Raw genomic sequence first — 23,776 nt, 5'->3', positions numbered from 1 at the left:
CCGGGAACGACCGCCGGATGTACGACGTGGAGCAGTTCATCGACGGTGGGTGGGGGCGGTTCGGCGACGGTGCCGAGATCGTCGTCGAGGACCCGTCCGAGGGCACCCCGGTCAGCCGCAGTCCGCTCGCCACCGAGGCGAACGTCGACACGGCGGTGAAGTCGGCCCGCGAGGCGGCGCCGGGGTGGGCTGCGACACCGGCGGCGGATCGGGCCGCCGCGCTGCGACGAATCGCGGACGCTCTGGCCGGTGCCACCGACCAGGTGGCCGAGGCGCAGAGTGCGGAGATGGGCAAGCCGTTGGCTGGGGCTCGGGCCGGGATCGCTGCCGGTGTCGCGACCCTGCGGCAGTACGCCGAACTGGGGCCGGTGCACCGGGGTCGGGCGCTGGCCGGCGACCCGGCCGCCCTGGATCTGATGGCGTACGTGCCGCGTGGGGTGGTGGCGGTGCTGACGCCGTGGAACGACCCGGTAGCGGTGGCCTGCGGGCTGCTCGGCGCGGCGCTGGTGACCGGCAACACGGTGGTGCACAAGCCGAGTGAACGCTGCCCGGCGACCGGCGCGCTGCTCGCCCGGATGGTCGCCGACGAGGTTCCCGACGGGGTCTTCGCCCTGCTGACCGGCGACGGGGGCGTCGGTGCCCGGATCGCCGCCTCCGACGGGGTGGACCTGGTCGCCCACGTCGGGGCGACCGACACCGGGCGGGCGGTCGCCGAGGCGTGCGCCCGGACCGGGGCCAAGGTGCTGCGGGAGAACGGCGGCAGCGACGCGCTGGTCGTCGACGAGGGCGTCGATCCGCGATGGGCCGCGCAGCAGGCGGCGGCCGGCGCGTTGGCCAACTCGGGCCAGGTATGTGTCAGCGTGGAGCGGATCTATGTACACAGCACGGTGGCGGAGCCGTTCGTCGAGGCGCTCACCGGCCTCTGCTCGGGGATGCGGTTGGGGCCTGCCCGTGACCCGTACACCGAGCTGGGTCCGCTGGTGGACCGCCGGCACCGCGACCAGGTGCATGCGCAGGTCTCGGCGGCGCTGGCGGCCGGGGCGACGGCGCGGTGCGGGGGCCGGATCCCGGACGGGCCCGGTGCCTTCTACCCGCCGACGGTGCTGACCGGATGCACAGATGACATGGCGGTGATGCGGCAGGAGACGTTCGGCCCGGTCGCCCCGGTGATGACGGTGGGGTCGTTCGACGAGGCGCTGTCCCGGGCGGCGGCTTCCCCGTACGGCCTGTCGGCGACCGTGCTGACCCGGTCCATGAGCCACGCGCAGCGGGCCTGGCGCGAACTGCCGGTGGGCACCGTGAAGATCAACTCGGTGTTCGGTGGAGCGCCGGGCGGTGCCGCGCACCCCCGGCGCGGCAGCGGCGAGGGCCTCGGATTCGGACCGGAACTGCTCGACGAGATGACCGTCGTCAAGGTGCTGCATCTGCAGGCCCCGGGTGGACCGGACGGCCGCTGGTGAGCAGTCCGGCACGGCCGGCGCGGTTACGCGAGATCCGGTTGACGACGTGGCGCGCCGTGCTGGTCGGCAGCGGACGCCGGTTCGTCCGGGACAACTGCGTGGACTGGGCCGCCGCGTTGACCTACTACGGGGTGCTCGCGTTGTTCCCCTCGTTGATCGTGGTCGTCGCCCTGGTCGGTCTGGTCTCCGACGGTGAACGCACGGTGGACACCGTGGTCGGCCTGGCCGAGGAGCTCGGAGCCGGGGCGGTGGTGGGCGACGAGGGTTTCGTCGACATCATCGACGGGGTGGTCGCCCAGCGCAGTTCCGCCGGTGTGCTGCTCAGCTTCGGCCTGGTTGCCGCACTGTGGTCCGCGTCGGGGTACGTTCGGGCGTTCACCCGCGCAGCGAACGCCATCTACGGGGTGGCCGAAGGTCGCCCCTTCTACCGGTTGCAGCCGCAGCAACTCGGGTTGACCACCGCCGGGCTGATGCTGCTCGCGCTGGTCGCCGTGATGCTGATCGTCAGCGGCCCGGTCACCGATGCGCTCGGTGACCGGCTCGGTTTGGGCCAGGCCCCGCGTACCGCCTGGAGTCTGCTCAAATGGCCGGTGCTGATCGCCATCGTCACGACGCTTTTGTCTCTTCTGTACTGGTTCGCTCCCAACGTCCGCCAGCCGAGGCTTCGCTGGCTGGCCGTCGGCGGCGTGGTGACCCTGCTGCTGGCGGCGCTGGCTTCCGCCGGGTTCGGCACCTACGTCGCGTACTTCGGTTCATACGACGTGACCTACGGCAGCCTCGGCGCGGTGATCGCATTCCTGGTCTGGCTCTACCTGACCAACCTGGCGGTGATGCTGGGCGTCGAGATCAACGCGGAGGTGCAGCGCGGCCGGGCCGCCCAGGCCGGTGAGTCGGAACCGGCCGACCCGGTGCTGCCGCCACGCACGCCGGTTTAGCCACGCCGCTCACGGGTAGTCAAACAGCTATGGAACGCGGCAACAGCAAGCACAGTCCCCGGGTGGACGACAGCATGGCCCACGACACCCGTGGGACCACGCAGGGCACCACCGGAGGCCGGGCCGAGGAGTGGCACGAGGCGGAGCCCCCGGGCGAGGACCAGCCGGAGCCGGCTGCGGTTCCGGCCGGCGACAACCGCTCCGGTACGCCGCAGGGCATGACCAGCGAGGAGGTCGAGCAGCGGAGCAGGCTGGGCCGCTACATCAACCTCTCGGCGCTGCCCGGGGACCGCAGCACGCTGCGCGACAGCGCGCTGGAGAACGAGGCACCCGACGACGTGCTCGACGAGATCGATCAGCTGCCGCCGGGTCGCACGTTCCAGACGGTGTCCGAGGTGTGGGCCGAACTCGGCCATGCCAACGAGACGACCCGCTGGTGACCGCGCCGCCTGCGGCCCGGCGGAAGTAGAGGAGGGACTCACATGGGAGCAGTGACCAAGTACGTCGATGTCGCGGTGCCGGTACGCGCCGCGTACAACCAGTGGACGCAGTTCGAGGAGTTCCCCCAGTTCATGGAGGGCGTCTCCGAGGTGACTCAAGTGTCGGAGACGCTGACGCACTGGACGACCGAGATCGCCGGGGTGTCGCGTGAGTTCGACGCGAAGATCACCGAGCAGATTCCCGACGAGCGGGTCGCCTGGACCGCGACCGGCGGGGTGAAGCAGGCCGGTGTCATCACGTTCCACCGCCTGGACGATGCCCACACCCGGGTCACCGCGCAGATGGAGTTCGACCCGGAGGGAGTGGCGGAGCAGGCCGGCGACAAGCTGGGCATCGTGGACCGCCGGGTGAAGGGTGATATGAAGCGCTTCAAGGATTTCATCGAGAGCCGGCACGGCGTGGAGACCGGGGCCTGGCGTGGCGAGGTCCCCCGACCGCAGCCGTGACAATTCGACCGACCACCGCACCTCGAACAGCGCCCGCCGGCCGGCGGTGACTCCTCCCGAGCCGGCCGACCGGTGGGCCTGACGGCCGGGGCGGGTGGGCCGAAACCGGCCCACCCGCCCCGGCCGCGTCCGCCGGCCCCGCTCAGCCACCGGCCGGGTCCGGCCGCAAGCCGTACTCGTCCGCCGGCCCCTGTTTGGCGACAGCCCGGCCGGGTAACCCGGCCGGCATGACTGATTCCGCAGACGAAGTCTGGCGCGACGAGGACCGGCTGCCGATCCGTGAGCTGGAGCGGGCCGTAGCCGCACCAGCGGGCGACGGTGAGGTCGACGACATGACGGGCAACGACGCCGCGGCCGAGGAGGAGTTCGGCCACGACGCGGAAGCGGTGGACCGGACCGGCGGCCGCCCGGGCGGACCGGCGACGACCGACCCCGAGCGGCCGTACCGGCCGTCGACCACCGGCCGGACCGGTCCGCACTGACGTCGCCAGTCGGTCGCCAGTCCGGCCCCTGACGCATCGGTCAGCCAACCTCGTCCGATCGGCTGACGGCGGTGAGGATCATCCGAGCGAGACTTTTCGGATGCGCCCCACCGCCTCCGGATTCCTCACGCCGCGCCAGCGACGCTGGGCCTGGCTCGGCTTCCTGCTGACCGCGATCCAGGCGCCGGTCTCCGCCTACCTGCTGCCGGACGGCTCCTGGCTGTTCAGCGTCTGCGTGGCGCTGATGGTGGCCACGGTGATCCTCGCCGACGACGCGGCCCGCCGCCGCCCGGCCCCGGCCGACATCCGACGCGTCGAGTAGCCGGGCGGGCACCGCACATGAGTCCGTTCCCCGCCGCCCCGCACGGCATGCTGGCCGTCCCGGCCGCCCGAAGGGCGGCGCAGACCTCGTTGGCCGATCTGCACACCTCGCTCGGCGCCGCCGGCCTGGCCGCCGCCGCAGTCCTGCCCGGCCTGCTGGCCGAGCTGGATCAGCACGCCGCCGCGATCCGGGACCGGCTGTTCGCGGATCTGCGTCCGCTCAGCCCGGTGACGCTGGCCCGGTACGCCGATGGCGTGCGCGACGCGGCCACCGAGGCCGGCTGGCGCCCCCCGGTGGTCGGGCCGACCACCCAGTGGACGACGGTCGACTGGGTGACGTTGCGGCTGGTCGCCGTCTGCCAGCTGGCCGGGATCAGCGGCGCGGCCCCGCGCTGACCCCGGCCCGTACCGGCTCACCGGCCCGACCGGACGGATCAACCGCGGGACGTTCCGCCCGGTCCGGTCATACCACCGGGCCGGTTGGCGCCCGGGCCGGCCATGCCCCGACCGCTGGCCGCCTCCCGGCCACCGGACATCGCCGGCGCCTGCTGGGTCTGCGGAATCACCTGCGTCGGTTCGTTCATCCGGCCACCGGCGTCGTCCCGGCCGGCCTGGTACGCCTGCGCGCTGTCCCGCATCGCCTGTGACTCCTCCGCCATCCGGGTCAGCCAGCCCTCCCACCGTTGCTGCATGGGTCGGACCAGGCCACCGCCGACGCCGACGATCAGCACACCGGCGATGGTGGCGAGTACCGCGATCAGCACCGGGGTAGTGACCGTGGTGGCGATGCCGACCTGGTTCAACGCGGCGATGACGCCGAGCGCGACGATGAACACCGACGCGGCGGTAGCCAGCAGCCGGCCGTAGGAGAGCCCGCCGAGCGCACCCGACACCAGGTCACGTACCGCGGTCGCGATGGCAGCGGCGACGACCACGATGACGATCGCGACGAACGCCCGCGGCAGCCACGCCACAACCGCGCTGATCAGGTCGCTGATCGGGTTCGGCCCCCAGACTCCGAACGCGAACTGCAGGGTGAACAGCAGCACCGCGTAGTACGCCAACCGGGCCAGGATGTCGCTGGCGTCGTACCGGGTCCGTTCCAAGGCCTTGCCGATGCCGCCGCGCTCCACCGCCCGGTCGAACCCGACCCGTTCGAGCGCCTTGTCGACGCCCTTCAGCACTGCCCGTGCGATCAACCATCCGACCACCAGAATCGCGATGAACGCGATGGCCCGGGGCACGAAAAGTATCACGGACCGCCACATGTCAGTCAGCGCGTTGCCGATGTCGACCTGCGCCGACGCGTACGTCGAGGACATCCGGTCCCCCCTCTCCGGCTCATCTACCGATGCGTCGCCTCGTTGTCGTACGGACGCGCTGCATCGCCTACCGCCGGCCCGCATACCCACCTTGCGCCGGTCCACGCCACCCGCCGACGGCGGCCCCGGATAGGCTGCCACCCATGGCAGGCACCGCCGGGCAGACCCGGGACACCCCGTCGGGGGTTCCGGCTGCGCGTTCCGCCACCCCGGCCGGCACCAACCCGGACAACGCCGCACCGGACAACGCCGTACCAGCCGGGCAAGTCGACCGGCATGACTGGGCGAGCACGCCGCTCGGTCGGTCGGATGGTTGGGATCCTGCGGTACGGGCAGCGGTCGAGTTGGTGCTCGCTTCACCGGTGCCAATGGCTCTGGTCTACGGCGACGACTTCCTGATGATCTACAACGACGCCTACGCGGAGCTGCTCGGTGCCAAGCACCCGGAGGCGTTCGCCCAGCCCGCCGCCGCGGTGTTCGCCGACGCGTGGCACCGGCCGGGCGTCGGCGACGTGGTGGCACGGGTCTACCGCACCGGCGAACCGTTCCTCGAGTCGGAGGCCGTGGCACCGTTTGGCACCGGCGAGTCGGGCCCGTTCGGCGGTACGGCATTCACTCGTGGCTACTCGGCGGTCCGGGACAGCGACGGGCGGATCGTCGGGATGCTCTCAGTCGCGACCGAGACCGGCACCATCACCCACCGGTTGCAGAGCCTCAGCGAGCTGACCTCGGCATTGGCCGGCACACTCACCCTCGACGACGTCGCCCGGGTCGCGCTGCGGTACGGCCTGGCCTCGCTCGACGTCGATCAGGTGGCGCTCGGCATCGACGACGGTGGCGGGTGGCGGGTGGTCCGCCGGGTCCGCGGTGAGCTGCTCGACGAAGCCGACGAGCGGTTGCCTCCGGTGTGGCGCCGCATCCCCCGGGACGCGGCCACCCCGTTGGCCACCGTCGCCGGCACCGGTGTCCCCCGGTTCACCGGGGAGGGCCGGCCGCTCGCCCGGTACGCCACGGACCGGCACGACGAGCTGGTGACGGCGCTCGCCGCCCTGCCGCTGCGAGCCGGATCACTACGCGGTGGAATCACCTTCGGGTACCGAGATCCACATTCGTGGGCGCCGGCCGAACGGGCACTGCTTTCGGCCGTCGCCGAACTGGTCACCCAGGCGGCCGAGCGAGCCCGGCGGTTCGAGACCCAGCATGGTACGGCTCAACTGCTGCAGCGCAGCATGCTGCCGGAGCAGTTGCCGGACCTGCCGCTGCTGCGGTTGGCCGCACGCTACGACCCGGGGGTGGACGGCAATTCGGCCGGCGGCGACTTCTACGACGCGTTCCGGCTTCCCGATGGCGGGCTGGCCGTGGTGCTCGGCGATGTCGTCGGGCACGATGTGCGGGCAGCGGCGCTGATGGGCCAGGTCCGGGCCGCGCTGCGCGGGCTCGCGCTGGCCGAACCGGAGCCGACGGCGGTGCTGAACGGGCTGGACCGGCTGGTGCACAGCCTTGGCGCGGAGAGCCGCAACGAGGAACTGTTCGTGACCGTGCTGTACGGGGTGCTCGATCCGGCGACCGGCGGGTTGACCGTGTCCAGCGCTGGTCATCCCGCTCCGCTGATACGACGCTGGTCGTCGACCACCGCGAGCGCCGAGTTCGTCCCGGTGCCGCCCGGGCCGCCACTCGGTCTGGCCGGGCCACGGCGACCGACCCGGGTCGAGCTGCGCCCCGGCGACACGCTGCTGATGTTCAGTGACGGCGTGGTGGAACGACGCGGTCAGGATCTCGGCGACGGGATGTCCGCTCTGGCCGCAGCCGTCGCCGAGACCAGCACCAGCGATCCGCGCAATCTCTGCGCGGTGGCCAGTGCGGCGGTGCCCGGTACCACCGACGACGACGTGGCGGTACTCGCGGTGGAGCATGCGGCCGCGCCGAGCCGGTCGGCGGGGTTGCTGGTTCCTGCCGAGCCGATCGCACCGAGCCGAGTACGGCACTGGTTGGCCGGCCAACTGGCCGGGTGGCAGGTTCCCGAGTCGGTGATCGGGCCGGCGGTGCTCTGTGCCAGCGAGTTGACCACGAACGCCCTGCTGCACGCCGGCACCGAGGCACGGGTCGAGATCGATCTCAGCCAGGAGCGGCTACTCGTCTCGGTAGCTGACAGTGGCACCCGGGGCACGGTCAGTCGGGCGCACATCGACACATTGAGTAGCCGCGGCCGGGGTCTGGGTCTGATCGAGCAGTTGAGCGACACCTGGGGCACGGACCCCTCGGTACGCGGTTCAACCGTGTGGTTCGAGATCATGTTGCCGATCGACTCGTAACTCCGATGTTTACCCAAAGTGACATCAATTGGGCCATTCAGCCGAGTCGCAGCGGGCGTCTCCGTGGCGTAGGGTAACTGACTACGCCAATCGGATAAACGACGCGAAGAGGTACAAAGCGGTGCGAATCAGAGGCTACGCCACGGGAACCCCCTGCTGGTCCGAACTACGCACCAGCGACACCGCGGGTTCGAGCGACTTCTACCACGGACTGTTCGGGTGGAAGCCGGTTGACGAGCCGAACAGCACCGGTGTCGAGTTCCACCTGCGAGACATGGCCGTCGCTGGGCTCGCCCCGCCCCTCGCCACAGGCCAGCCGGCGGCCTGGCTGACCTACCTCGCCTCGGACGATCTGGCCGCGACAGTCGAAAGCGTGGCCCGGGCCGCCGGATCGACACTCTCACCGCCCGCCCCGGTTGCCGAGCGGGGCCACTTCGCCCTGATCGCCGATCCGCAGGGTGCCGTGTTCGGGCTCTGGCAGCGGAGGGCCTTCCCGGGCGCGCAGGTGACCGGCGAGCCCGGCGCTACCTGCTGGAACGAACTCGCCACCCGGGACGTGGCCGGTGCCGGGGCCTTCTACGGCTCGGTTTTCGGGTGGACCACGCGACCCAGCATCTACAGCGAAGGGTCCGGATACCAGGAGTGGTTGCGGGAGACCAGTGAGGTGGCCGGGCTGATCGAGATGGGCGAGATGTACCCGCCGCAGGTTCCGGCGCACTGGCGGACGACCTTCGAGGTCGACGACTGCGAGGCGGCGGTGCAGCGCTGCCAGGCGCTCGGCGGAACGGTCTCCTTTGGTCCGTACCAGGCTGGTCCGGGTACCTACGCACAGTTGACCGACCCGTTCGGTGCCGCGTTCGGGATCATCGCCGTGCGTCCGGAGTTCCGCACGCCGCTCGACTGACCCGACTGCCGGCCGCGTCTGATATTTCACTTTATACCGCCTTTGGGGCAGTTGGCGTCACAAGCTCTTCACATATCAGCAACATCCCCGTACGGTGGTCGATATCCATGGGAGCGCTTCCACTGAACGCTCTCAATATATCGTCCCTATCCGGAGGGAGCACGCATGCGCAGAAGATCTGCGCTCACCGCAGTTGGCGCCGCCGCCGTCATGGCGTTCACAGCGGCCACCGCGGTCGGTGTCGGGCTGCTGCAGCCCACGGCAGCCCAGGCCGCCGACTCCGCCTTCTACGTCGACCCGGACACCTCGGCCGCTCGCTGGGTGGCGGCGAACCCCGGTGACTACCGGGCGAATGTCATCCGCGACCGGATCGCCTCGGTGCCCCAGGGCCGCTGGTTAACCCAGTACAACCCAAGCGAGGTACGCGGCCAGGTCGACGCCTTCGTGGGTGCCGCCGCCGCGGCCGGCAAGATCCCGATCATGGTGGTCTACAACATCCCCAACCGCGACTGCAGCAACCACAGCAGCGGTGGCGCGCCCAACCACAGCGCCTACCGGCAGTGGGTCGACCAGGTCGCGGCCGGGCTCGGCAACCGGCCCGCATACATCGTGCTCGAGCCCGACGTGCTCGCCCTCATGGGCACCTGCATGAGCCAGTCGGAGCAGGCCGAGGTACGCGCCTCGATGGCCTACGCCGGCAGGGCGCTCAAGGCGGGATCGTCCCAGGCCAAGGTGTTCTTCGACGCCGGACACTCGGCCTGGCACGCCCCGTCGACGATGGCGGGCCTGCTGGTCGGTGCGGACGTGGCGAACAGCGCGGACGGCATCTCCAGCAACGTGTCCAATTACCGCAGCACCAGCGAGGCAGTCAACTACGTCAAGGCGGTCATCAGCGCCACCGGTGCCAACCACCTCACCGCGGTCATCGACACCAGCCGTAACGGCAACGGCCCGCTCGGCTCCGAGTGGTGCGACCCGGAAGGTCGGGCCATCGGCACGGCGAGCACCACCAACACCGGCGACAGCAAGATCGAGGCATACCTCTGGGTGAAACTGCCCGGCGAAGCTGACGGCTGCATCGCAAACGCGGGCCAGTTCGTACCGCAACGGGCGTACGACCTGGCGATTGCGGCCGGCCCTGTGCCGACCACCGCACCGCCGACGACCGCACCGCCCACCACGGCTCCGCCGCCCACCACGGCACCCCCGCCCACCACGGCACCCCCGCCCACCACGGCACCCCCGCCCACCACCGCTCCGCCGCCCACCACGAACCCGCCGGCCGGCGCCTGCAGCGTCAGCTACACCACGAACCAGTGGCCTGGCGGCTTCACCCGGGATGTCCGGATCACCAACACCGGTGGCTCGGTCAGCAGTTGGACCCTCGCCTTCACCGCAGGATCCAACGTCAGCCTGAGCAACGGCTGGAACGGCGACTGGTCCCAGTCCGGCAGCCAGATCACGGTCCGCAACGCTGCCTGGAACGGCTCACTGGCCTCCGGTGCCACCGTCAGCATCGGCTTCCAGGGGACCTTCTCCGGCAGCACCCTGCCGCCGCTGAGCAACATCACCCTCAACGGCGCGGCCTGCGCGAGCTGACGCCCAAGTCAGGATCCCCAGGTACACTTCGGCCCCTCCCGGCATCGGGAGGGGCCGAAGTCCGTGCGGGGACCGGGTTACCCGGGCGGCTCACCGGGCACTCCTGCCGAGGAGAGGAGGCCAAACATGACCAGATCCACGACCCGTACGGATAATCCGTCGCCGGGCATGTTCGGCGACACCGCCAACTTCCCGGCCAGCAACCTGCCGGCCGGACCAGCCGGACCAGCCACCGCACCCGGTGCCGCGCCACAGAACGGCGGTCCCGCACGGACCAGTGTGACCGTCGCCAGCCATCCGGACTACGCCTCCGCGCAGCGCGCCGTCGACCGGCTGTCGGACAACCGGTTCCCGGTGGAACGCACCGCCATCGTCGGCACCAACCTGCGGCTGGTGGAAGAGGTCACCGGCCGACTCACCACCGGCCGGGCAGCGTTGGCCGGCGCGGGCACCGGCGCCTGGTTCGGACTGTTCATCGGCCTGCTGATCGGCATCTTCGCGGTGGTGAACTGGCTGGGCATCATCGTCACCGCCGTGGTGATCGGTGCGGTCTGGGGTGCCGTGTTCGGTGCGGTGGCGCACGCGATGACCGGAGGCCGGCGGGACTTCTCCTCCCGCAGCCTGCTACAGGCCAGCCAGTACGGCGTGACGGTCGACGCCGAATACGCCGACCGGGCCCACCAGGTGCTACGGGAGTCGACCCAGCAGGCCGGACGCACATCCCGTTGACGAGGGCCGGCCCCAGCCGGCAATCACGAGTGGCGGGGCGGGACGGCACCCCGGGTGTTGTCCCGCGCCGCTCCGGCACCCCACCACCTGCCGGCACCTCCGGCACCCCACCACCTGCCCGTGCCTCCGGCACCCGTCACTTTGCTATTCCCAGGAGGGTGTTTGGGCGGGGCCGGCCGGGTACCCGGTTGCTGCGGCGACACCCACAGATGGCACAGCTCCGGGATTCACGGACGCGGCCTGGCGCCTACCGTCATTGTCGAGATGCCAGGGCAGCACGCTGAGGAGGCACGATGAGCACCGAGATCGTAACCCCGGATCCCCAGCAGACCTACTCGAACCGGACCGTCCAGAGTGAACAGGGACTGCTCCTCGCGGTCCTGGTGATGGTGGTGCTGGGCGTACTCGGGGTGTTCCTGGTGTCCTGACCGCCCAGTCCGGCTGTCAGCACGTCGGTGAACTCAACGTGGCAGCTGCTGACCGGTGCCGTGCGGGACGTCGACCGCCGGCACCACCCCCAGTCGACCTGCCTGGTAGTCCTCGAACGCGGCGAGCAGCTCCGCCCGGGTGTTCATCACGAACGGTCCGTACCGCGCGACAGGTTCCCGGATCGGCCGACCGCCCATGACGTACACGTCGAGCTGCGGTACGCGGCTGTCCTGTCGGACGTCGGCGGCGATCCGCAGCGTGTCGCCGGGCCCGTGGACAGCCAGTTGACCGGTGTGCACGGGCCGCAGATCGGGGCCGACGGATCCCCGACCACCCAGGACGTACACCAACGCGTTGAAGTCGGCCCGCCAGGGCAGGTCCACCTGCGCCCCCGGCTGCACCGTCAGATGGCTGATGGTGATCGGGGTGTGGGTGGAGCCGGGACCGTCGTTCCCGGCGACCGAGCCGGAGATCACCCGGATCAGCGCTCCTCCGTCCGGGGTGCTGAGCAGGGCGACCTGGTCGCCCCGAATGTCCTGGTACCGGGGCGAAGCCAACTTCTTCGACCGGGGCAGGTTGACCCACAGCTGGAGACCGTGGAAGAGCCCGCCGCTGGCGACCAGGTGTTCCGGTGGTGCCTCGATGTGCAACAGTCCGGAACCGGCGGTCATCCACTGGGTGTCCCCGTCGGTGATCGTGCCCCCACCACCGTGCGAGTCCTGATGGTCGAAGATCCCGTCGATGATGTACGTGACAGTCTCGAAGCCGCGGTGCGGGTGCCAGGCGGTGCCCTTCGGCTCACCCGGCGCGTACTCCACCTCGCCCATCTGGTCCAGGTGCAGGAACGGGTCGAGCTCGCCGACCGGCACGCCGGCGAACGCCCGGCGGACGGGGAAACCCTCGCCCTCGAAGCCGCTGGGGGCGGTGGTGACCCGGTGGACCGGCCGGATCGTGCCGGCGGCCGGATCGTGGGCCGGCAGGCGCGGCAGTACGAGTACGTCGTCGACGGTGATGGCTGGCATCGGAGTCCTCATTTCCGGACGATATGCGCTTTGCGCTGGTTTTCCGGGCGATGTGCGCGTTGCGCTGGCGGCCGCGTCATCGACTCCGACCAGACATCCACCGGTTGCAGCGTACGCTCTGATCAAGGGTTCAACCATCCACCGGACGTGACGGGGTCGCTCCCGGCAGCCGGTGCGACGATTGCGTCCGACGGGTACCAATGGGCGATAGGTGACCATCGGACGACTCCGGCTACAGGAGAGATTGGCTGCCGGCTCAGCTACCACATCGAAGCGCCGGCCACACTGGTACTGCAGGTCACTGCGTACCGGCCGGCCCCGCCGGCCCGGTTGGTGGCGAGCACCGCGGACGGCGACGACGTTGCCGTGACGGAGATCGACGGGAGCTGGGCCGCCGGCGGCCGTCAGCATCTGGTAAGTGCACCGGTCGGAGATCTCACGGTCTCGTACCGCGTGACCACTCTGCCGCCTCCGGCGTCGGACCAGGCCCCGGCAGCGGCCGGGTCAGCGGTCAGTCAACTGGATCGCGTCATCTACACCCGGCCGAGCCGCTACTGTCCGTCGGACCGGATGACGGGATTCGCGGCCGCCCGGTTCGCCGGCTACCCCGACTCCGTCGACTCCCTCCGGGCGATCTGTGACTACGTCCACAGCCGGACCTCGTACACGGCCGGGGCGAGCGGGCCCGGCACCGACGCCGCCGAGACGTTGCTGAGCGGGGTCGGCGTCTGCCGCGACTACGCACACCTGACGGTGGCGCTCTGCCGGGCCGTCGACATCCCGGCGCGAGTGGTCGCGGTCTACGCACCCGGCCTGGCTCCGATGGATTTCCATCTGGTCGCCGAGGCCGCCGTCGGTGACCGGTGGTACGTGTGGGACGCGACCCGGCTGGCACCCCGGCCCAGCATGGTGCGGATCGCGACCGGCCGGGACGCGGCGGATGTCGCCTTCGCGACCGCCCTCGACGGCGTGTCGGAGCTGACCGGGATGTCCGTCCTCGCGGTCGCCCCAGGCGACCTACCGGTCGACGAGCACGAGGCGCTGGTGGCGCTTCATTGACCCTGAACGGGGTAACCGGGGCCCGGAAGCGGTGCGAGTGCACAGCGAAATGCCCGACTTGATCTGTCATGGGCGATAAATACATCGTACTTTCGGCTAGCTTTTGATTGACCGACCGGGTTAGTGTTGGAGGCCGAAAGACCCTAGCGGACACAGCAGAACGCACCACTTTCCATATCCGCGGACGAGGTGCAGGGAGGACCACCATGACCGCGACACTGACCGGACACCGCACGGTGACCGAGCCGACGACACTTGCCGAGCCGAATACAGTGGACCGGACGATGACACCGGACCGGACGATCACAGCGCCGGCCACACTGGACCGGCGGGTGACCGCACCGGAGGACAGCGCAGCCGATCTGCTGGCCGCGATGGCGGCGCTGCCGCCCGGTCACCCGTCCCGGGAGGCACTGCGCGACCGAGCCATCGAGGCATGGCTTCCGCTGGCTCAGCACCTCGCCCAGCGCTACAGCGGCCGGGGTGAGCCAACCGACGACCTCGCTCAGACCGCAGCCGTCGGCCTGATCAAGGCCATCGACAAGTTCGACCCCGCGCGCGGCGTCGACTTCGCCGGCTACGCGATCCCGACGATCATCGGTGAACTGAAGCGGCACTTCCGGGACCGGACCTGGGACATCCGGGTGCCCCGCCGGCTGCAGGAGCTACGGCTGAGCATCTCGGAGGCGAACAGCACCCTGCTGCAGACGCTGGGCCGGTCACCGACGGTCGCCGACATCGCCGCACACCTGCGGATCACCGAGGAGGAGGTGCTCGAAGGCCTGGAAGGTGCCCGCGCGTACAACGCGGTGTCGCTGTCCACACCGACCGGCGACGGCGAGCGCGCCACCGAGTTGGCCGACATGCTCGGTGCCGAGGACCGCGAGTACGAGCTGGCGGAGCTGCGGGTCGCGCTCGGCCCAGCGCTGGCCACCCTCGACGAACGCGAGCAGCGCATCCTCACCCTGCGCTTCTACGGCAACCTGACCCAGTCGCAGATCGCCGATCAGATCGGCGTGTCCCAGATGCACGTGTCGCGGTTGCTCGCCAGGGCACTGACCAAGCTCCGCGGGCAGTTGCAGTCGACGTACTGATCGGCCCGATCGGTGGGTCCGACGGTGCCCGCCGCCTGGTTGCGACCCACGCTGAAGGCTCCCACCGGCTGCGGCCGGCCCCGACCTCCCGGGCCGGCCGCAGCCGGCGTCTCGGCGACCGTTACCCGGTGATGTCGCCGGTGACTTCGGTGATGTCGCCGATGACCACGGTGATGTTGTCCGGCCCGCCGGCCCGGATCGCCAGGTCGACCAGCCGCTGCGCGCCCGCCTGCGGGTCGGCGTAGGTGGCCAGGACCTCGGCGATGCTCTCCGCCCGCACCACGTTCGACAGCCCGTCGCTGCACAGCAGCCAACGGTCGCCGGTCTGCGGTTCGAAGACCTGGTAGGCGGGGTTGACGTTCTCCCCCTGTAACGCCTGGGTGACCACCGCTCGGCGCGGATGGCTGGCGGCCTGCTCGGCAGTGATGACGCCCTCGTCGACCAGCATCTGCACGAACGTGTCGTCCCGGGTGACCTGCTCCAGCGCGCCGCCCCGCAGCAGGTACGCCCGCGAATCGCCGATATGTGCCAGTGCGATCGCCACGCCGGACCCGGCGAAGAGCAGGGCGGTCAGGGTCGTTCCCATCCCCTCCCGCGCCGGATCCTCGGCTATCGCCTGCCGGATTCCGGCGCTGGCGGTCTCGACCGCCGACTGCAGCCTCGGTACCAGTTCATCGTCCGCGACGGCCGCATCGAGCGGGGCGATCGCCTCGATCGCGATCTTGCTCGCCAGATCCCCGGCGGCCATCCCACCCATGCCGTCGGCGACGGCGACGAGCCAGTCGCCGGCGTGCACGGAGTCCTGGTTCCCGCTCCGGATCAGGCCGCGGTCGGTCACCGCCGCGGAACGCAGCTTCAGGGTCATGGCTGGCAGCCTGCCAGGAACAGGGCCGAAATGTCTCTAGTAGATCAGCATGCAGATGTTAAAGATCATGGAGAATCACAGCCGCCCGCTGGGCATAAACTACTAAATACCGCATAACGGACACCTAGCACCGGTCGCGCGACCCGCCACACATGACGTGATTGACACGCCGGTAACGCCCTGGCAACATCGTCTCAGATCAATGGGAGCGCTCCCAGTCCCCCGCGCGGAAGGAACCCCGTGACCCGATCCAGACGACGCCGGACGGTCGCGCTGCTCGCCGGCACCAGTGCCAGCGTCCTGGCGTTGACCACCCTGACCGTGACGACGGCGTACGCCGAGGAACGCGAACATATCGTCAACGGCACCTTCGACGACGGAACAGCCCCCTGGTGGGGCACCGAGAACGTCACCCTGGCCGCCACCGACGGCCAACTGTGCGCCAGCGTGCCCGGCGGCACCACCAACCCGTGGGACGCCAGCATCGGACACAACGGCATCGAACTCATCGACGGTGCCGCGTACCGACTGGCCTTCACGGCCGCCAGCGACGTTCCCGCGTCCGTACGGGCAAACGTTCAGCTCAACGCGGAGCCCTACACCACCGTGCTCAGCCGCGAGCTCGACCTCGGGCCAGACGCCGAGACGTTCACCTACGAGTTCACCGCCAACCTCGACTCCCCCGACGGCACCCTCACCTTCCAACTCGGCGGCGGCGCCGCCGACTACACCCTCTGCCTGGACGACGTCTCGCTGCTCAGCGACGACACTGTCGGTCCCCCACCCGGCGGGCCGGAGCAGATCACCAACGGCGACTTCAGCAACGGCACCGACAGCTGGATCAGCTACGGCACCACCAGCCCCCGGGTGGTCGACGGACGGCTCTGCGCCACCGTCCCGACCGGGCTGGCCAACCCGTGGGACGCCGGCATCCTGCAGGAGGGCCTGCCGCTGATCACCGGCGAGGAGTACACCATCGGCTTCACGGCGTCCGCCGAACCGGCCGCCGCCGTACGGGCGGTGGTCCAGCTCGGTGCCGACCCGTACACCGGCTACTTCGGCCGCGACCTGGCGTTGACCGCCGAACCCTCGCGGGTCGAGGCGACCTTCGTCGCCAGCGAGGACACCGAACGGGCCCAGCTCGCCTTCCAGGTCGGCGGCAACGCCGACGAATACACCTTCTGCCTGGACGACGTCTCGCTGCGCGGCGGCGAGGAGGAGCCGCCGTACATGCCGGACACCGGGCCACGGGTACGGGTGAACCAGGTCGGCTACCTGCCCGGCGGACCCAAGAACGCCACCGTCGTCACCGACGCCACCGAGCCGCTCGACTGGCAACTGCACGACGCCGACGGGACGGTCGTGGCCAGCGGCACCAGCACCGTACGTGGGCTGGACAGCGCCTCCGGCGAGCAGACGCACAGCATCGACTTCTCCGCGTACCGGGGCACCGGCACCGGGTTCACCCTGGTCACCGACGGCGAGACCAGCTACCCGTTCGCCATCTCCGGCGACATCTACCACCAGCTGCGCTCCGACGCGCTGCAGTTCTTCTACATCCAGCGCAGCGGCATCGCCATCGACGCGGACCTGGTCGGCGAGGAGTACGCCCGCCCCGCCGGCCATGTCGGCGTCGCGCCCAACCAGGGCGACATCGACGTGCCGTGCCAGCCCGGCGTCTGCGACTACCGACTCGACGTACGCGGCGGCTGGTACGACGCCGGCGACCACGGCAAGTACGTGGTCAACGGTGGCATCGCCACCTACCAGCTGCTCAGCGCGTTCGAGCGGACCAAGACCGCGCCCAGCGCCGACGGCGGGGCCGGGCTCGGCGACGGCACCTTGCGGGTGCCCGAGCGGGACAACGGCGTGCCGGACATCCTCGACGAGGCCCGCTGGGAGCTGGAGTTCCTGATGCGGATGCAGGTGCCGGCCGGTGAACCGCTCGCCGGGATGGCGCACCACAAGATCCACGACCGGAACTGGACCGGCCTGCCGCTGCAGCCGGAGGACGACCCGGAGCTGCGGGAGCTGCACCCGCCGTCGACCGCAGCCACGCTGAACCTGGCGGCCGTCACCGCCCAGTGCGCCCGGCTGTACGCCCCGTACGACACCGCGTTCGCCGACCAGTGCCGGACTGCGGCGACGACGGCCTACGCGGCTGCCAAGGCCAACCCGGCCCGGCTCGCCGACCCGGCCGACGGCAACGGTGGTGGCGCCTACAGCGACGGTGACGTCAGCGACGAGTTCTACTGGGCGGCGGCCGAGATGTACCTGACCACCGGCGAGCAGAGCTACCTCGACGACGTCACCGCCTCGCCGCACCACACCCGGGACGTCTTCGACGCGACCGGCTTCGGCTGGGGCTCCACCGCCGCGCTCGGCCGGCTCGACCTGGCCACCGTGCCGAACGGGCTCGCCCCGCAGGAGCGGGACCGGATCCGTGCCTCGGTGGTGGCCGCCGCCGACTCCTACCTCGATACTGGGGACAGTCAGGCGTACGGGTTGCCGATGCCGGGCCACCGGGGTGCCTACTTCTGGGGTGCCAACAGCAACATCATCAACAATGCGGTGGTGCTCGCCACGGCGTACGACATGACCGGGGACACCGGGTACCGCGACGGTGCCGTGCAGGCGATGGACTACATCTTCGGTCGCAACGCGCTGAACCACTCGTACGTTACCGGCTGGGGCTCGGTGTACCCGCGCAACCAGCACAGCCGGATCTTCGGCAACCAGCTCGACCCCGACCTGCCGATCCCGCCGGCCGGGTCGATCGCCGGCGGCGCCAACGCCGGCCTGGACGACCCGTTCGCCCGGGACCTGCTGGAAGGCTGCGCGCCGATGTTCTGCTACGTCGACGACATCGAGTCGTACGCGACGAACGAAGTGGCGATCAACTGGAACTCGGCGTTGAGCTGGATCGCCTCCTTCCTGGCCGACCAGGGCGACGCGGTGCCGGCACCGGCGCCGTTGAGCTGCCGGGCCGAGTACATCAACTACGGCAAATGGGCCGGCGGCGGAGGCTTCACCGCCCAGGTCGACATCACCAACACCGGGGACGCCACAGTCGACGGCTGGACGGTCCGCTTCGCGTTCACCGGTGACCAGCGGCTCCGGGAGGCGTGGATGGCCAAGGTCAGCCAGAGCGGGGCGACGGTGACGGCCCGCAGCGAGACCTACAACGGCCGGCTGGAGCCCGGCGAGACGGCAATGTTCGGGCTGAACGCCACCACCGCCGGCGGAGCCAACCCGGCACCGGAGCTGATCACCGTCAACGGGGTGGCCTGCTTCTAAACCTGTGCTGTTGGCCGACCCGCCGCTGCGCCGCGAGCGGCGGGTCGGCCACCAGCCGGCCGGCCCACCGCTCGCCCGGCCGACCGGCGGACGGACCCACCCGTCCCCGTCGCCCTCGGGTGGCCGACGGAGACCCGCCCGAGGGCCGGACAGATCGTCGACAGCGGACGGTGGCCATCGGACGGCTGCGGGTCAGCTCCTGCATCGCCTGCGCCAACAGCTCCTCCAGCGCGACGCCGAGCGCCCGGCAGATCGACGCCAACATCTCCGAGGACGGTTCCTTGCGTCCACGCTCCAGCTCCGACAGGTACGCCGTGGACAGGCCGGCGGCGCGGGCGACGTCCTGCAGGGTGCGACCCTGGTCCTGCCGGAGCCGGCGCAGCACCCGCCCGATGACCTGTCGCAGCAGCATCGAAAGTCTCCGTCCTGGCTCGCCCGGTCAGCTGGAGACGCCAACGGCGGACAGCTGCGCAGTGGTGGCGATCACCTGGTCGATGATGCCGTACTCGCGGGCCTGCTCTGCGGTGAACCACCGGTCCCGGTCGGAGTCCTGCTCGATCTCCTCGCGGGTGCGCCCGGTGTGGAACGCGATCCGCTCGATCGTCGTCCGCTTGATGTGCAGCATGTTCTCCGCCTGGATGGCGATGTCGGCGGCGCTGCCGCCCATCCCGCCGGACAACTGGTGCATCATGATCCGGGTGTGCGGCAGGGCGTACCGTTTGCCGGGCGCGCCGGCACAGAGCAGGAACTGTCCCATCGACCCGGCGAGACCGAGGCCGACGGTCGCCACGTCGTTTCCTATGTAGTGCATCGTGTCGTAGACCGCCATGCCGGCACTGATCACGCCGCCCGGCGAATTGATGTAGAGAAAGATGTCGCGCTCGCTGTCCTCGGCCGCCAGCAGCAACATCTGCGCACAGATCGTGTTGGCCGAGGTGTCGTCGACCTGGGTGCCGAGAAAGATCACCCGCTCCTTGAGCAGCTGTTGGAAGACCTGGTCGCCGAAGCCGGTGGTCGCGCCGTCCGCAGCCATCGCGGGACTGGTGTGCCGCATCAGTGACGCCCCTCTCGATCACGGTGATGTGGCTACCAGCTTCGACTGGCGACGGTCCGGACCGCTGCCCTTTCTGCTGACAGGAGATCTGCTGTGAGCAGAAGGCGATCCGAGCGCCGTCCACGGGGTACGGCCCTCCGGCCGGGCCGGAGGGCCGTACCCCGTGGCTCAGTCGAGCAGCTCGGCCACCGTGCCGGCAGCCACCGTACGGCCGCCCTCACGGACCGCGAAGCCGAGCCCGACGTCCATCGCGACCGGCCTACCCAGCTCCACCGTCACTCCGACGGTGTCGCCCGGCATGGCCATCGCGCCGTCGGCGAGCCGCACCGACCCGACCACGTCCGTAGTACGGAAATAGAACTGCGGCCGGTAGTTCGCGAAAAACGGCGTGTGCCGGCCGCCCTCAGCGGTGGTCAGCACGTACAGCCGGGCCCGGAACCGTTGGTGCGGCGTGACGGTGCCGGGCACCGCCACCACCTGGCCCCGCTGCACCTGGTCCCGCTTGACCCCGCGCAGCAGTACGGCGGCGTTGTCGCCGGCCTCGGCGGTGTCCAGCGACTTGCCGAACGTCTCCAGCCCGGTCGCCACGGTCGACAGCGTCGGACCGAGCCCGACCACCTCCACCGGGTCGCCGATCCGCAGGGCGCCCCGCTCGACCGCGCCGGTCACCACGGTGCCCCGACCGGAGATGGTCAGCACGTTCTCGATCGGCATCAGGAACGGCTCGCCCAGCTCGCGGGGCGGCACCGGGACGTACCGGTCGACCGCGTCGAGCAGCTCCACGATGGAGTCAACCCAGCGCGGGTCGCCCTCCAGCGCCCGCAGCGCCGACACCCGTACCACCGGCACCTGCTCACCGGGGAACCCGTACTCGGCGACGAGGTCGCGGACCTCGAGCTCGACCAGGTCGAGCAGCTCCGGGTCGTCGACCGCGTCGGCCTTGTTCATCGCCACCACCAGGTACGGCACCCCGACCCGACGGGCCAGCAGCACGTGCTCGCGGGTCTGCGGCATCGCCCCGCCGAGCGCGGAGACGACCAGGATGGCCCCGTCCACCTGTGCCGCACCCGTGATCATGTTCTTCACGAAGTCGGCGTGGCCCGGCATGTCCACGTGGGCGTAGTGCCGGGTCGCGGTCTCGTACTCGACGTGCGAGATGTTGATGGTGATGCCCCGCGAGACCTCCTCCGGCGCCCGGTCGATGCCGTCGAAGGACACGAACCGGTTGGCCGCCGGGTCCCGGTCGGCGAGGACCTTGGTGATCGCGGCGGTCAGGGTGGTCTTGCCGTGGTCGACGTGACCCATGGTGCCGATGTTGAGGTGCGGCTTCGCCCGCACGAACTGACTCTTGGCCATGATGATCTTCCAGGTTGGTAACGAGCTGGCGGACGACGAACGCGGGCGGGTGCCAGACCGCCCGACCGCGTCAGAACCACGCCGCCCGGCGCACCCGTCGACGGGCGGCGCCGGAGGGACCGGGCCACCCTCCTCCGTGGTTCTGCCGCAGCGGGAGGAGGGTCAGCCTCGGGTATCAGCCAGCCACGCGCACACGACGGCGGCGCCCGGCAGGTGAAGACCTGCGGGCCGCACAGCGCCGACGGTGCCGAACATGGCGGTCACGCTAGCCAGTAACGCCGGGCCGGGCCATCGAATTCCGGCTCACCCGAACGGCGAGACCCCGGGTCGCGCGGACGGCGCGAACCCCGCATCACTCGAACAGCGAATGCCGTACGCCCGGTTGCTCCCGCCGGCGGGCCCGGCGGCGACGCTGCACGACGACCAGGTCGACCACGGCGATCACGGCCAGCACCCACAGCACGACCGCGCCGGCGGTGAGGTCGGCCCGCCAGGCGAGCGCCCCGAGCACGGTGCAGAAGACCAGCCCGAAACCGGCCATCGCCAGCCGCAGATTCAACGCGCTGTAGGCGTGACCGACGGTACCCCGGGCCCTGTTGGGCTGCGACTTCGTGGCCATCCCCGGGCTGTACCCGGCAGACACCGGGCCGTAACCTCGCGAACGCGCCCGTTGAGGCTCGACGACGAGCTACCGACGTCGGCCCGTACCACCAGGTCGGGCTGAGCACCCCTACTCATCCGGACCGGCCGGTCCGGCAGGAAGCTGAGCCGATGAACGTTTCGTCGCGACCGGAGTGGCCCGTCCCCCGGGTCGGCATCACCGGGGTCGGCGTCAGCCTCCCCGACCGTACCCTCACCACCGCCGACCTGCAGGACCGGATCGCCGCCGCCAGTGACGTCGCACTGCCACCCGGCCTGTTCGCCACGATGACCGGCATCGGACAGCGCCGGGTCGCCGCCGACGACGAGTACGCCTCGACGTTCGCGGTGCGGGCCGCCCGGCGAGCGCTCGACACCGCCGGACGCACCGCCGACGACGTCGACCTGCTGCTGTTCGCCTCGGCCAGCCGGGACATGGTCGAGCCGGCGACCGCGCACATCGTCCAGGCCGAGCTGGGTGGATCGGCGCACGCGGTCGACGTCAGCAACGCCTGCAACAGCTTCATCAACGGCATCGACCTGGCCCGGTCGATGATCGTGGCCGGACGGGCGCGGCGGGCGCTGGTCGTCACCGGTGAGACCCCGACCCGGGTCATGCGTCCCCGGCTGGACAGCATGGCGCAGGCCCGGTCGTCGTTCGCCGGCTACACGTTCGGCGACGGCGGGGCGGCGGTGCTGGTCGAGCCGGTGTCAAACGGCGGGATCGTCGACGTCGACACCGAGACCCGGTCCGGGCACTGGGCGGTCGGTGGCATCTTCGGCGGTGGCTCCCGGCATCCGCGCGGTGACGAGCACACCTACTTCCACGGCGACGGGCACGCCCTGCGGTCGGTCTTCGAGCGGATCGGCACCGACATCCTGGACCGGGTTCGGCGGCGCACCGGCTGGGACTGGGTCGACTACGAACGCGTCCTGGTGCACCAGGTCAGCGTGCCGTACCTGGAACGCTTCATCGAGGTCACCGGGGTGCCGAAGGAGAAGCTGGAGGTGACGGTCACCGAGTTCGGCAACCTGGCCAGCGCCACCCTCGGCGTGCAGCTGGCCCGGATCGACGCCGGACTGCGCAGCGGCGACCGGGTGCTGGCGGTCGGCCTCGGTGGCGGGGTCAGTGTGATGACGATGGTCTGGGAGAAGCCGTGACCCGGGCGGTCGAGCAGCCACCCGCCGCACCGGCGGCGGCCGGTGCGGGGCCGCTGTGGGTGGTGGTGCCGGCGTACCAGGAGCAGGCCCGGATCGGTGCCACGCTGGCCGCGCTAGCCGACCAGACCGACCGGGACTTCACCCTGGTCGTGGTCGACAACGGCTCCACGGACGGCACCGCCGCCGTGGTCGAACGGTTCGCCGCGGCCGCGCCGTTTCCAGTCCGGCTGCTGCAGGAACCGCAGAAGGGCGTCGGCGCCGCGGTCGACACCGGTTTCCGGTACGCCATCGCGCACGGCGCCCGGTGGCTGGCCCGCACCGACGCCGACTGTCTGCCGCACCCCGGTTGGGTGGCGGCGGCCCGGGCCGGGCTGGCCGGCGGTGCCGGGCTGGTCTGCGGCGCGATCCGGGCCCGCCGCGACGAGCACGGCCCGCTGGGTCGGGCCGGGTTCCGGCTGCTGGTGCTCCTCGCCGCGGCGTTCGGTCGGCTGCGGCCGGCACACCGACGCGGCGACGGCTACCTGGCGCCGTACCGGATGCACGCCGGCAACAACATGGCGGTCACCACCGAGCTGTACCAGGCGTGCGGCGGCATGCCGCGCCGGCCGTCACCGACCGACCGGACCTTCCTCAACCGGGTACGCAGCAACACGTCGGCGATCATCCACCGCCGGGACATGGTGGTGGAGAACTCGACCCGGCGGCTGCGGGCGTACGGCCTGCGGCGCACCGCCGCCTGGTACCTGGACCGGGGTGCCGGCCCGTTGACCGAGGATCCCCGGTGACCGC

The 23,776-nt window shown here is 70.8% G+C and carries 23 protein-coding genes and 1 pseudogene; 17 read left to right on the top strand and 7 right to left on the bottom strand.

What is annotated here, in order from left to right; translation table 11 throughout:
• Positions 1–17: 17 nt before the first annotated feature.
• From O7553_RS09445 to O7553_RS09415, 7 genes are all read left to right on the top strand, one after another.
• Positions 18–1,460 (top strand): aldehyde dehydrogenase family protein, encoded by a 1,443-nt coding sequence (locus tag O7553_RS09445; protein ID WP_281554440.1) that lies wholly within the window; start codon positions 18–20, stop codon positions 1,458–1,460.
• Positions 1,457–2,395, top strand: coding sequence for a YihY/virulence factor BrkB family protein (locus tag O7553_RS09440; RefSeq protein ID WP_281554439.1), 939 nt, complete (start codon positions 1,457–1,459; stop codon positions 2,393–2,395). Before O7553_RS09445 ends, O7553_RS09440 begins: the two co-directional genes overlap by 4 nt.
• Positions 2,396–2,424: 29 nt before the next feature.
• Complete coding sequence (locus O7553_RS09435) at positions 2,425–2,835, top strand: DUF2795 domain-containing protein (RefSeq protein ID WP_281554438.1); 411 nt, start codon at positions 2,425–2,427, stop codon at positions 2,833–2,835.
• A 42-nt stretch (positions 2,836–2,877) separates the two neighbouring features.
• On the top strand, positions 2,878–3,342 hold the full coding sequence (locus O7553_RS09430) for an SRPBCC family protein (RefSeq protein WP_281554437.1): 465 nt from the start codon (positions 2,878–2,880) through the stop codon (positions 3,340–3,342).
• Positions 3,343–3,569: 227 nt separating this feature from the next.
• The gene (locus O7553_RS09425) at positions 3,570–3,824 is read left to right on the top strand and encodes a hypothetical protein (RefSeq protein WP_281554436.1); all 255 of its coding nucleotides are present in this window, start codon (positions 3,570–3,572) and stop codon (positions 3,822–3,824) included.
• 100 nt (positions 3,825–3,924) lie between these two features.
• Positions 3,925–4,146: a hypothetical protein gene (locus tag O7553_RS09420; protein WP_281554435.1), complete on the top strand. Its 222-nt coding sequence runs from the start codon at positions 3,925–3,927 to the stop codon at positions 4,144–4,146.
• Between the two features lie 17 nt (positions 4,147–4,163).
• The gene (locus tag O7553_RS09415; protein WP_281554434.1) at positions 4,164–4,541 is read left to right on the top strand and encodes a DUF6401 family natural product biosynthesis protein; all 378 of its coding nucleotides are present in this window, start codon (positions 4,164–4,166) and stop codon (positions 4,539–4,541) included.
• Between the two features lie 38 nt (positions 4,542–4,579).
• Here the strand turns inward: O7553_RS09415 and O7553_RS09410 are convergent, their stop codons facing one another.
• A complete protein-coding gene (locus tag O7553_RS09410; protein ID WP_281554433.1) occupies positions 4,580–5,467 on the bottom strand; it encodes a hypothetical protein in 888 nt (295 codons plus the stop codon).
• Between the two features lie 143 nt (positions 5,468–5,610).
• Between O7553_RS09410 and O7553_RS09405 the strand changes: the two genes are divergently transcribed.
• The 5 genes from O7553_RS09405 (at position 5,611) to O7553_RS09385 (ending at position 11,439) form a co-directional block, all read left to right on the top strand.
• Entirely contained in the window at positions 5,611–7,779 is a 2,169-nt protein-coding gene (locus tag O7553_RS09405) for a SpoIIE family protein phosphatase (RefSeq protein WP_281554432.1), read from the top strand.
• Positions 7,780–7,900: 121 nt separating this feature from the next.
• Positions 7,901–8,683 carry a VOC family protein gene (locus O7553_RS09400; RefSeq protein WP_281554431.1) on the top strand — a complete coding sequence of 261 codons (783 nt, stop codon included), beginning with the start codon at positions 7,901–7,903 and terminating at the stop codon, positions 8,681–8,683.
• Between the two features lie 165 nt (positions 8,684–8,848).
• Entirely contained in the window at positions 8,849–10,282 is a 1,434-nt protein-coding gene (locus tag O7553_RS09395) for a glycoside hydrolase family 6 protein (protein ID WP_281554430.1), read from the top strand.
• A 126-nt stretch (positions 10,283–10,408) separates the two neighbouring features.
• Positions 10,409–11,011 (top strand): general stress protein, encoded by a 603-nt coding sequence (locus O7553_RS09390; protein WP_281554429.1) that lies wholly within the window; start codon positions 10,409–10,411, stop codon positions 11,009–11,011.
• A gap of 293 nt (positions 11,012–11,304) precedes the next feature.
• On the top strand, positions 11,305–11,439 hold the full coding sequence (locus O7553_RS09385) for a hypothetical protein (protein WP_281554428.1): 135 nt from the start codon (positions 11,305–11,307) through the stop codon (positions 11,437–11,439).
• A 33-nt stretch (positions 11,440–11,472) separates the two neighbouring features.
• On the opposite strand, the gene O7553_RS09380 is transcribed toward O7553_RS09385, so the two are convergent.
• Entirely contained in the window at positions 11,473–12,462 is a 990-nt protein-coding gene (locus O7553_RS09380) for a pirin family protein (RefSeq protein WP_281554427.1), read from the bottom strand.
• 570 nt (positions 12,463–13,032) lie between these two features.
• Here O7553_RS09380 and O7553_RS09375 point away from each other — a divergent pair.
• Together O7553_RS09375 and O7553_RS09370 are read left to right on the top strand one after the other, a co-directional pair.
• Positions 13,033–13,521, top strand: coding sequence for a transglutaminase family protein (locus O7553_RS09375; protein ID WP_281554426.1), 489 nt, complete (start codon positions 13,033–13,035; stop codon positions 13,519–13,521).
• A 284-nt stretch (positions 13,522–13,805) separates the two neighbouring features.
• Positions 13,806–14,615, top strand: a complete 810-nt coding sequence (locus tag O7553_RS09370; RefSeq protein WP_281555542.1) for a SigB/SigF/SigG family RNA polymerase sigma factor — start codon at positions 13,806–13,808, stop codon at positions 14,613–14,615.
• Between the two features lie 121 nt (positions 14,616–14,736).
• On the opposite strand, the gene O7553_RS09365 is transcribed toward O7553_RS09370, so the two are convergent.
• Positions 14,737–15,480, bottom strand: a complete 744-nt coding sequence (locus tag O7553_RS09365) for a protein phosphatase 2C domain-containing protein (protein WP_281554425.1) — start codon at positions 15,478–15,480, stop codon at positions 14,737–14,739.
• 240 nt (positions 15,481–15,720) lie between these two features.
• Here O7553_RS09365 and O7553_RS09360 point away from each other — a divergent pair, with 240 nt between their 5' ends.
• Positions 15,721–18,777 carry a glycoside hydrolase family 9 protein gene (locus tag O7553_RS09360; protein WP_281554424.1) on the top strand — a complete coding sequence of 1,019 codons (3,057 nt, stop codon included), beginning with the start codon at positions 15,721–15,723 and terminating at the stop codon, positions 18,775–18,777.
• Positions 18,778–18,955: 178 nt separating this feature from the next.
• Here O7553_RS09360 and O7553_RS09355 read toward each other — a convergent pair.
• The 4 genes and pseudogenes from O7553_RS09355 to O7553_RS09340 all read right to left on the bottom strand — a co-directional run.
• Positions 18,956–19,189, bottom strand: a pseudogene (locus O7553_RS09355) (helix-turn-helix transcriptional regulator); the annotation flags it as partial.
• A gap of 27 nt (positions 19,190–19,216) precedes the next feature.
• A complete protein-coding gene (locus O7553_RS09350) occupies positions 19,217–19,831 on the bottom strand; it encodes an ATP-dependent Clp protease proteolytic subunit (RefSeq protein ID WP_281554423.1) in 615 nt (204 codons plus the stop codon).
• A 168-nt stretch (positions 19,832–19,999) separates the two neighbouring features.
• On the bottom strand, positions 20,000–21,187 hold the full coding sequence (gene tuf / locus O7553_RS09345) for an elongation factor Tu (protein ID WP_281554422.1): 1,188 nt from the start codon (positions 21,185–21,187) through the stop codon (positions 20,000–20,002).
• 352 nt (positions 21,188–21,539) lie between these two features.
• Positions 21,540–21,806 (bottom strand): DUF6343 family protein, encoded by a 267-nt coding sequence (locus O7553_RS09340; protein WP_281554421.1) that lies wholly within the window; start codon positions 21,804–21,806, stop codon positions 21,540–21,542.
• Between the two features lie 152 nt (positions 21,807–21,958).
• Here O7553_RS09340 and O7553_RS09335 point away from each other — a divergent pair, with 152 nt between their 5' ends.
• Both O7553_RS09335 and O7553_RS09330 read left to right on the top strand, forming a co-directional pair.
• The gene (locus O7553_RS09335; RefSeq protein ID WP_281554420.1) at positions 21,959–22,987 is read left to right on the top strand and encodes a ketoacyl-ACP synthase III; all 1,029 of its coding nucleotides are present in this window, start codon (positions 21,959–21,961) and stop codon (positions 22,985–22,987) included.
• Positions 22,984–23,772: a glycosyltransferase gene (locus O7553_RS09330; RefSeq protein WP_281554419.1), complete on the top strand. Its 789-nt coding sequence runs from the start codon at positions 22,984–22,986 to the stop codon at positions 23,770–23,772. Before O7553_RS09335 ends, O7553_RS09330 begins: the two co-directional genes overlap by 4 nt.
• Positions 23,773–23,776 lie beyond the last annotated feature (4 nt).

It is taken from the genome of Solwaraspora sp. WMMA2059 (assembly GCF_027497315.1).
Classification (GTDB): Bacteria; Actinomycetota; Actinomycetes; order Mycobacteriales; family Micromonosporaceae; genus Micromonospora_E.
Note: the sequence above shows the minus strand (reverse complement) of the source record. Positions and strands in the feature narration are given on the sequence as shown.

Excerpts from the sequence above, each read along its gene's own strand:
- O7553_RS09335 (WP_281554420.1), top strand. The coding sequence starts at position 21,959 with ATGAACGTTTCGTCGCGACCGGAGTGGCCCGTCCCCCGGGTCGGCATC.
- O7553_RS09340 (WP_281554421.1), bottom strand. The coding sequence starts at position 21,806 with ATGGCCACGAAGTCGCAGCCCAACAGGGCCCGGGGTACCGTCGGTCAC.
- O7553_RS09370 (WP_281555542.1), top strand. The coding sequence starts at position 13,806 with ATGACACCGGACCGGACGATCACAGCGCCGGCCACACTGGACCGGCGG.
- O7553_RS09430 (WP_281554437.1), top strand. The coding sequence starts at position 2,878 with ATGGGAGCAGTGACCAAGTACGTCGATGTCGCGGTGCCGGTACGCGCC.
- O7553_RS09405 (WP_281554432.1), top strand. The coding sequence starts at position 5,611 with ATGGCAGGCACCGCCGGGCAGACCCGGGACACCCCGTCGGGGGTTCCG.
- O7553_RS09395 (WP_281554430.1), top strand. The coding sequence starts at position 8,849 with ATGCGCAGAAGATCTGCGCTCACCGCAGTTGGCGCCGCCGCCGTCATG.
- O7553_RS09350 (WP_281554423.1), bottom strand. The coding sequence starts at position 19,831 with ATGCGGCACACCAGTCCCGCGATGGCTGCGGACGGCGCGACCACCGGC.
- O7553_RS09365 (WP_281554425.1), bottom strand. The coding sequence starts at position 15,480 with ATGACCCTGAAGCTGCGTTCCGCGGCGGTGACCGACCGCGGCCTGATC.
- O7553_RS09390 (WP_281554429.1), top strand. The coding sequence starts at position 10,409 with ATGACCAGATCCACGACCCGTACGGATAATCCGTCGCCGGGCATGTTC.
- O7553_RS09380 (WP_281554427.1), bottom strand. The coding sequence starts at position 12,462 with ATGCCAGCCATCACCGTCGACGACGTACTCGTACTGCCGCGCCTGCCG.
- O7553_RS09445 (WP_281554440.1), top strand. The coding sequence starts at position 18 with ATGTACGACGTGGAGCAGTTCATCGACGGTGGGTGGGGGCGGTTCGGC.
- O7553_RS09435 (WP_281554438.1), top strand. The coding sequence starts at position 2,425 with ATGGAACGCGGCAACAGCAAGCACAGTCCCCGGGTGGACGACAGCATG.
- O7553_RS09410 (WP_281554433.1), bottom strand. The coding sequence starts at position 5,467 with ATGTCCTCGACGTACGCGTCGGCGCAGGTCGACATCGGCAACGCGCTG.
- O7553_RS09385 (WP_281554428.1), top strand. The coding sequence starts at position 11,305 with ATGAGCACCGAGATCGTAACCCCGGATCCCCAGCAGACCTACTCGAAC.
- O7553_RS09420 (WP_281554435.1), top strand. The coding sequence starts at position 3,925 with ATGCGCCCCACCGCCTCCGGATTCCTCACGCCGCGCCAGCGACGCTGG.
- O7553_RS09375 (WP_281554426.1), top strand. The coding sequence starts at position 13,033 with ATGACGGGATTCGCGGCCGCCCGGTTCGCCGGCTACCCCGACTCCGTC.
- O7553_RS09415 (WP_281554434.1), top strand. The coding sequence starts at position 4,164 with ATGAGTCCGTTCCCCGCCGCCCCGCACGGCATGCTGGCCGTCCCGGCC.
- O7553_RS09425 (WP_281554436.1), top strand. The coding sequence starts at position 3,570 with ATGACTGATTCCGCAGACGAAGTCTGGCGCGACGAGGACCGGCTGCCG.
- tuf (WP_281554422.1), bottom strand. The coding sequence starts at position 21,187 with ATGGCCAAGAGTCAGTTCGTGCGGGCGAAGCCGCACCTCAACATCGGC.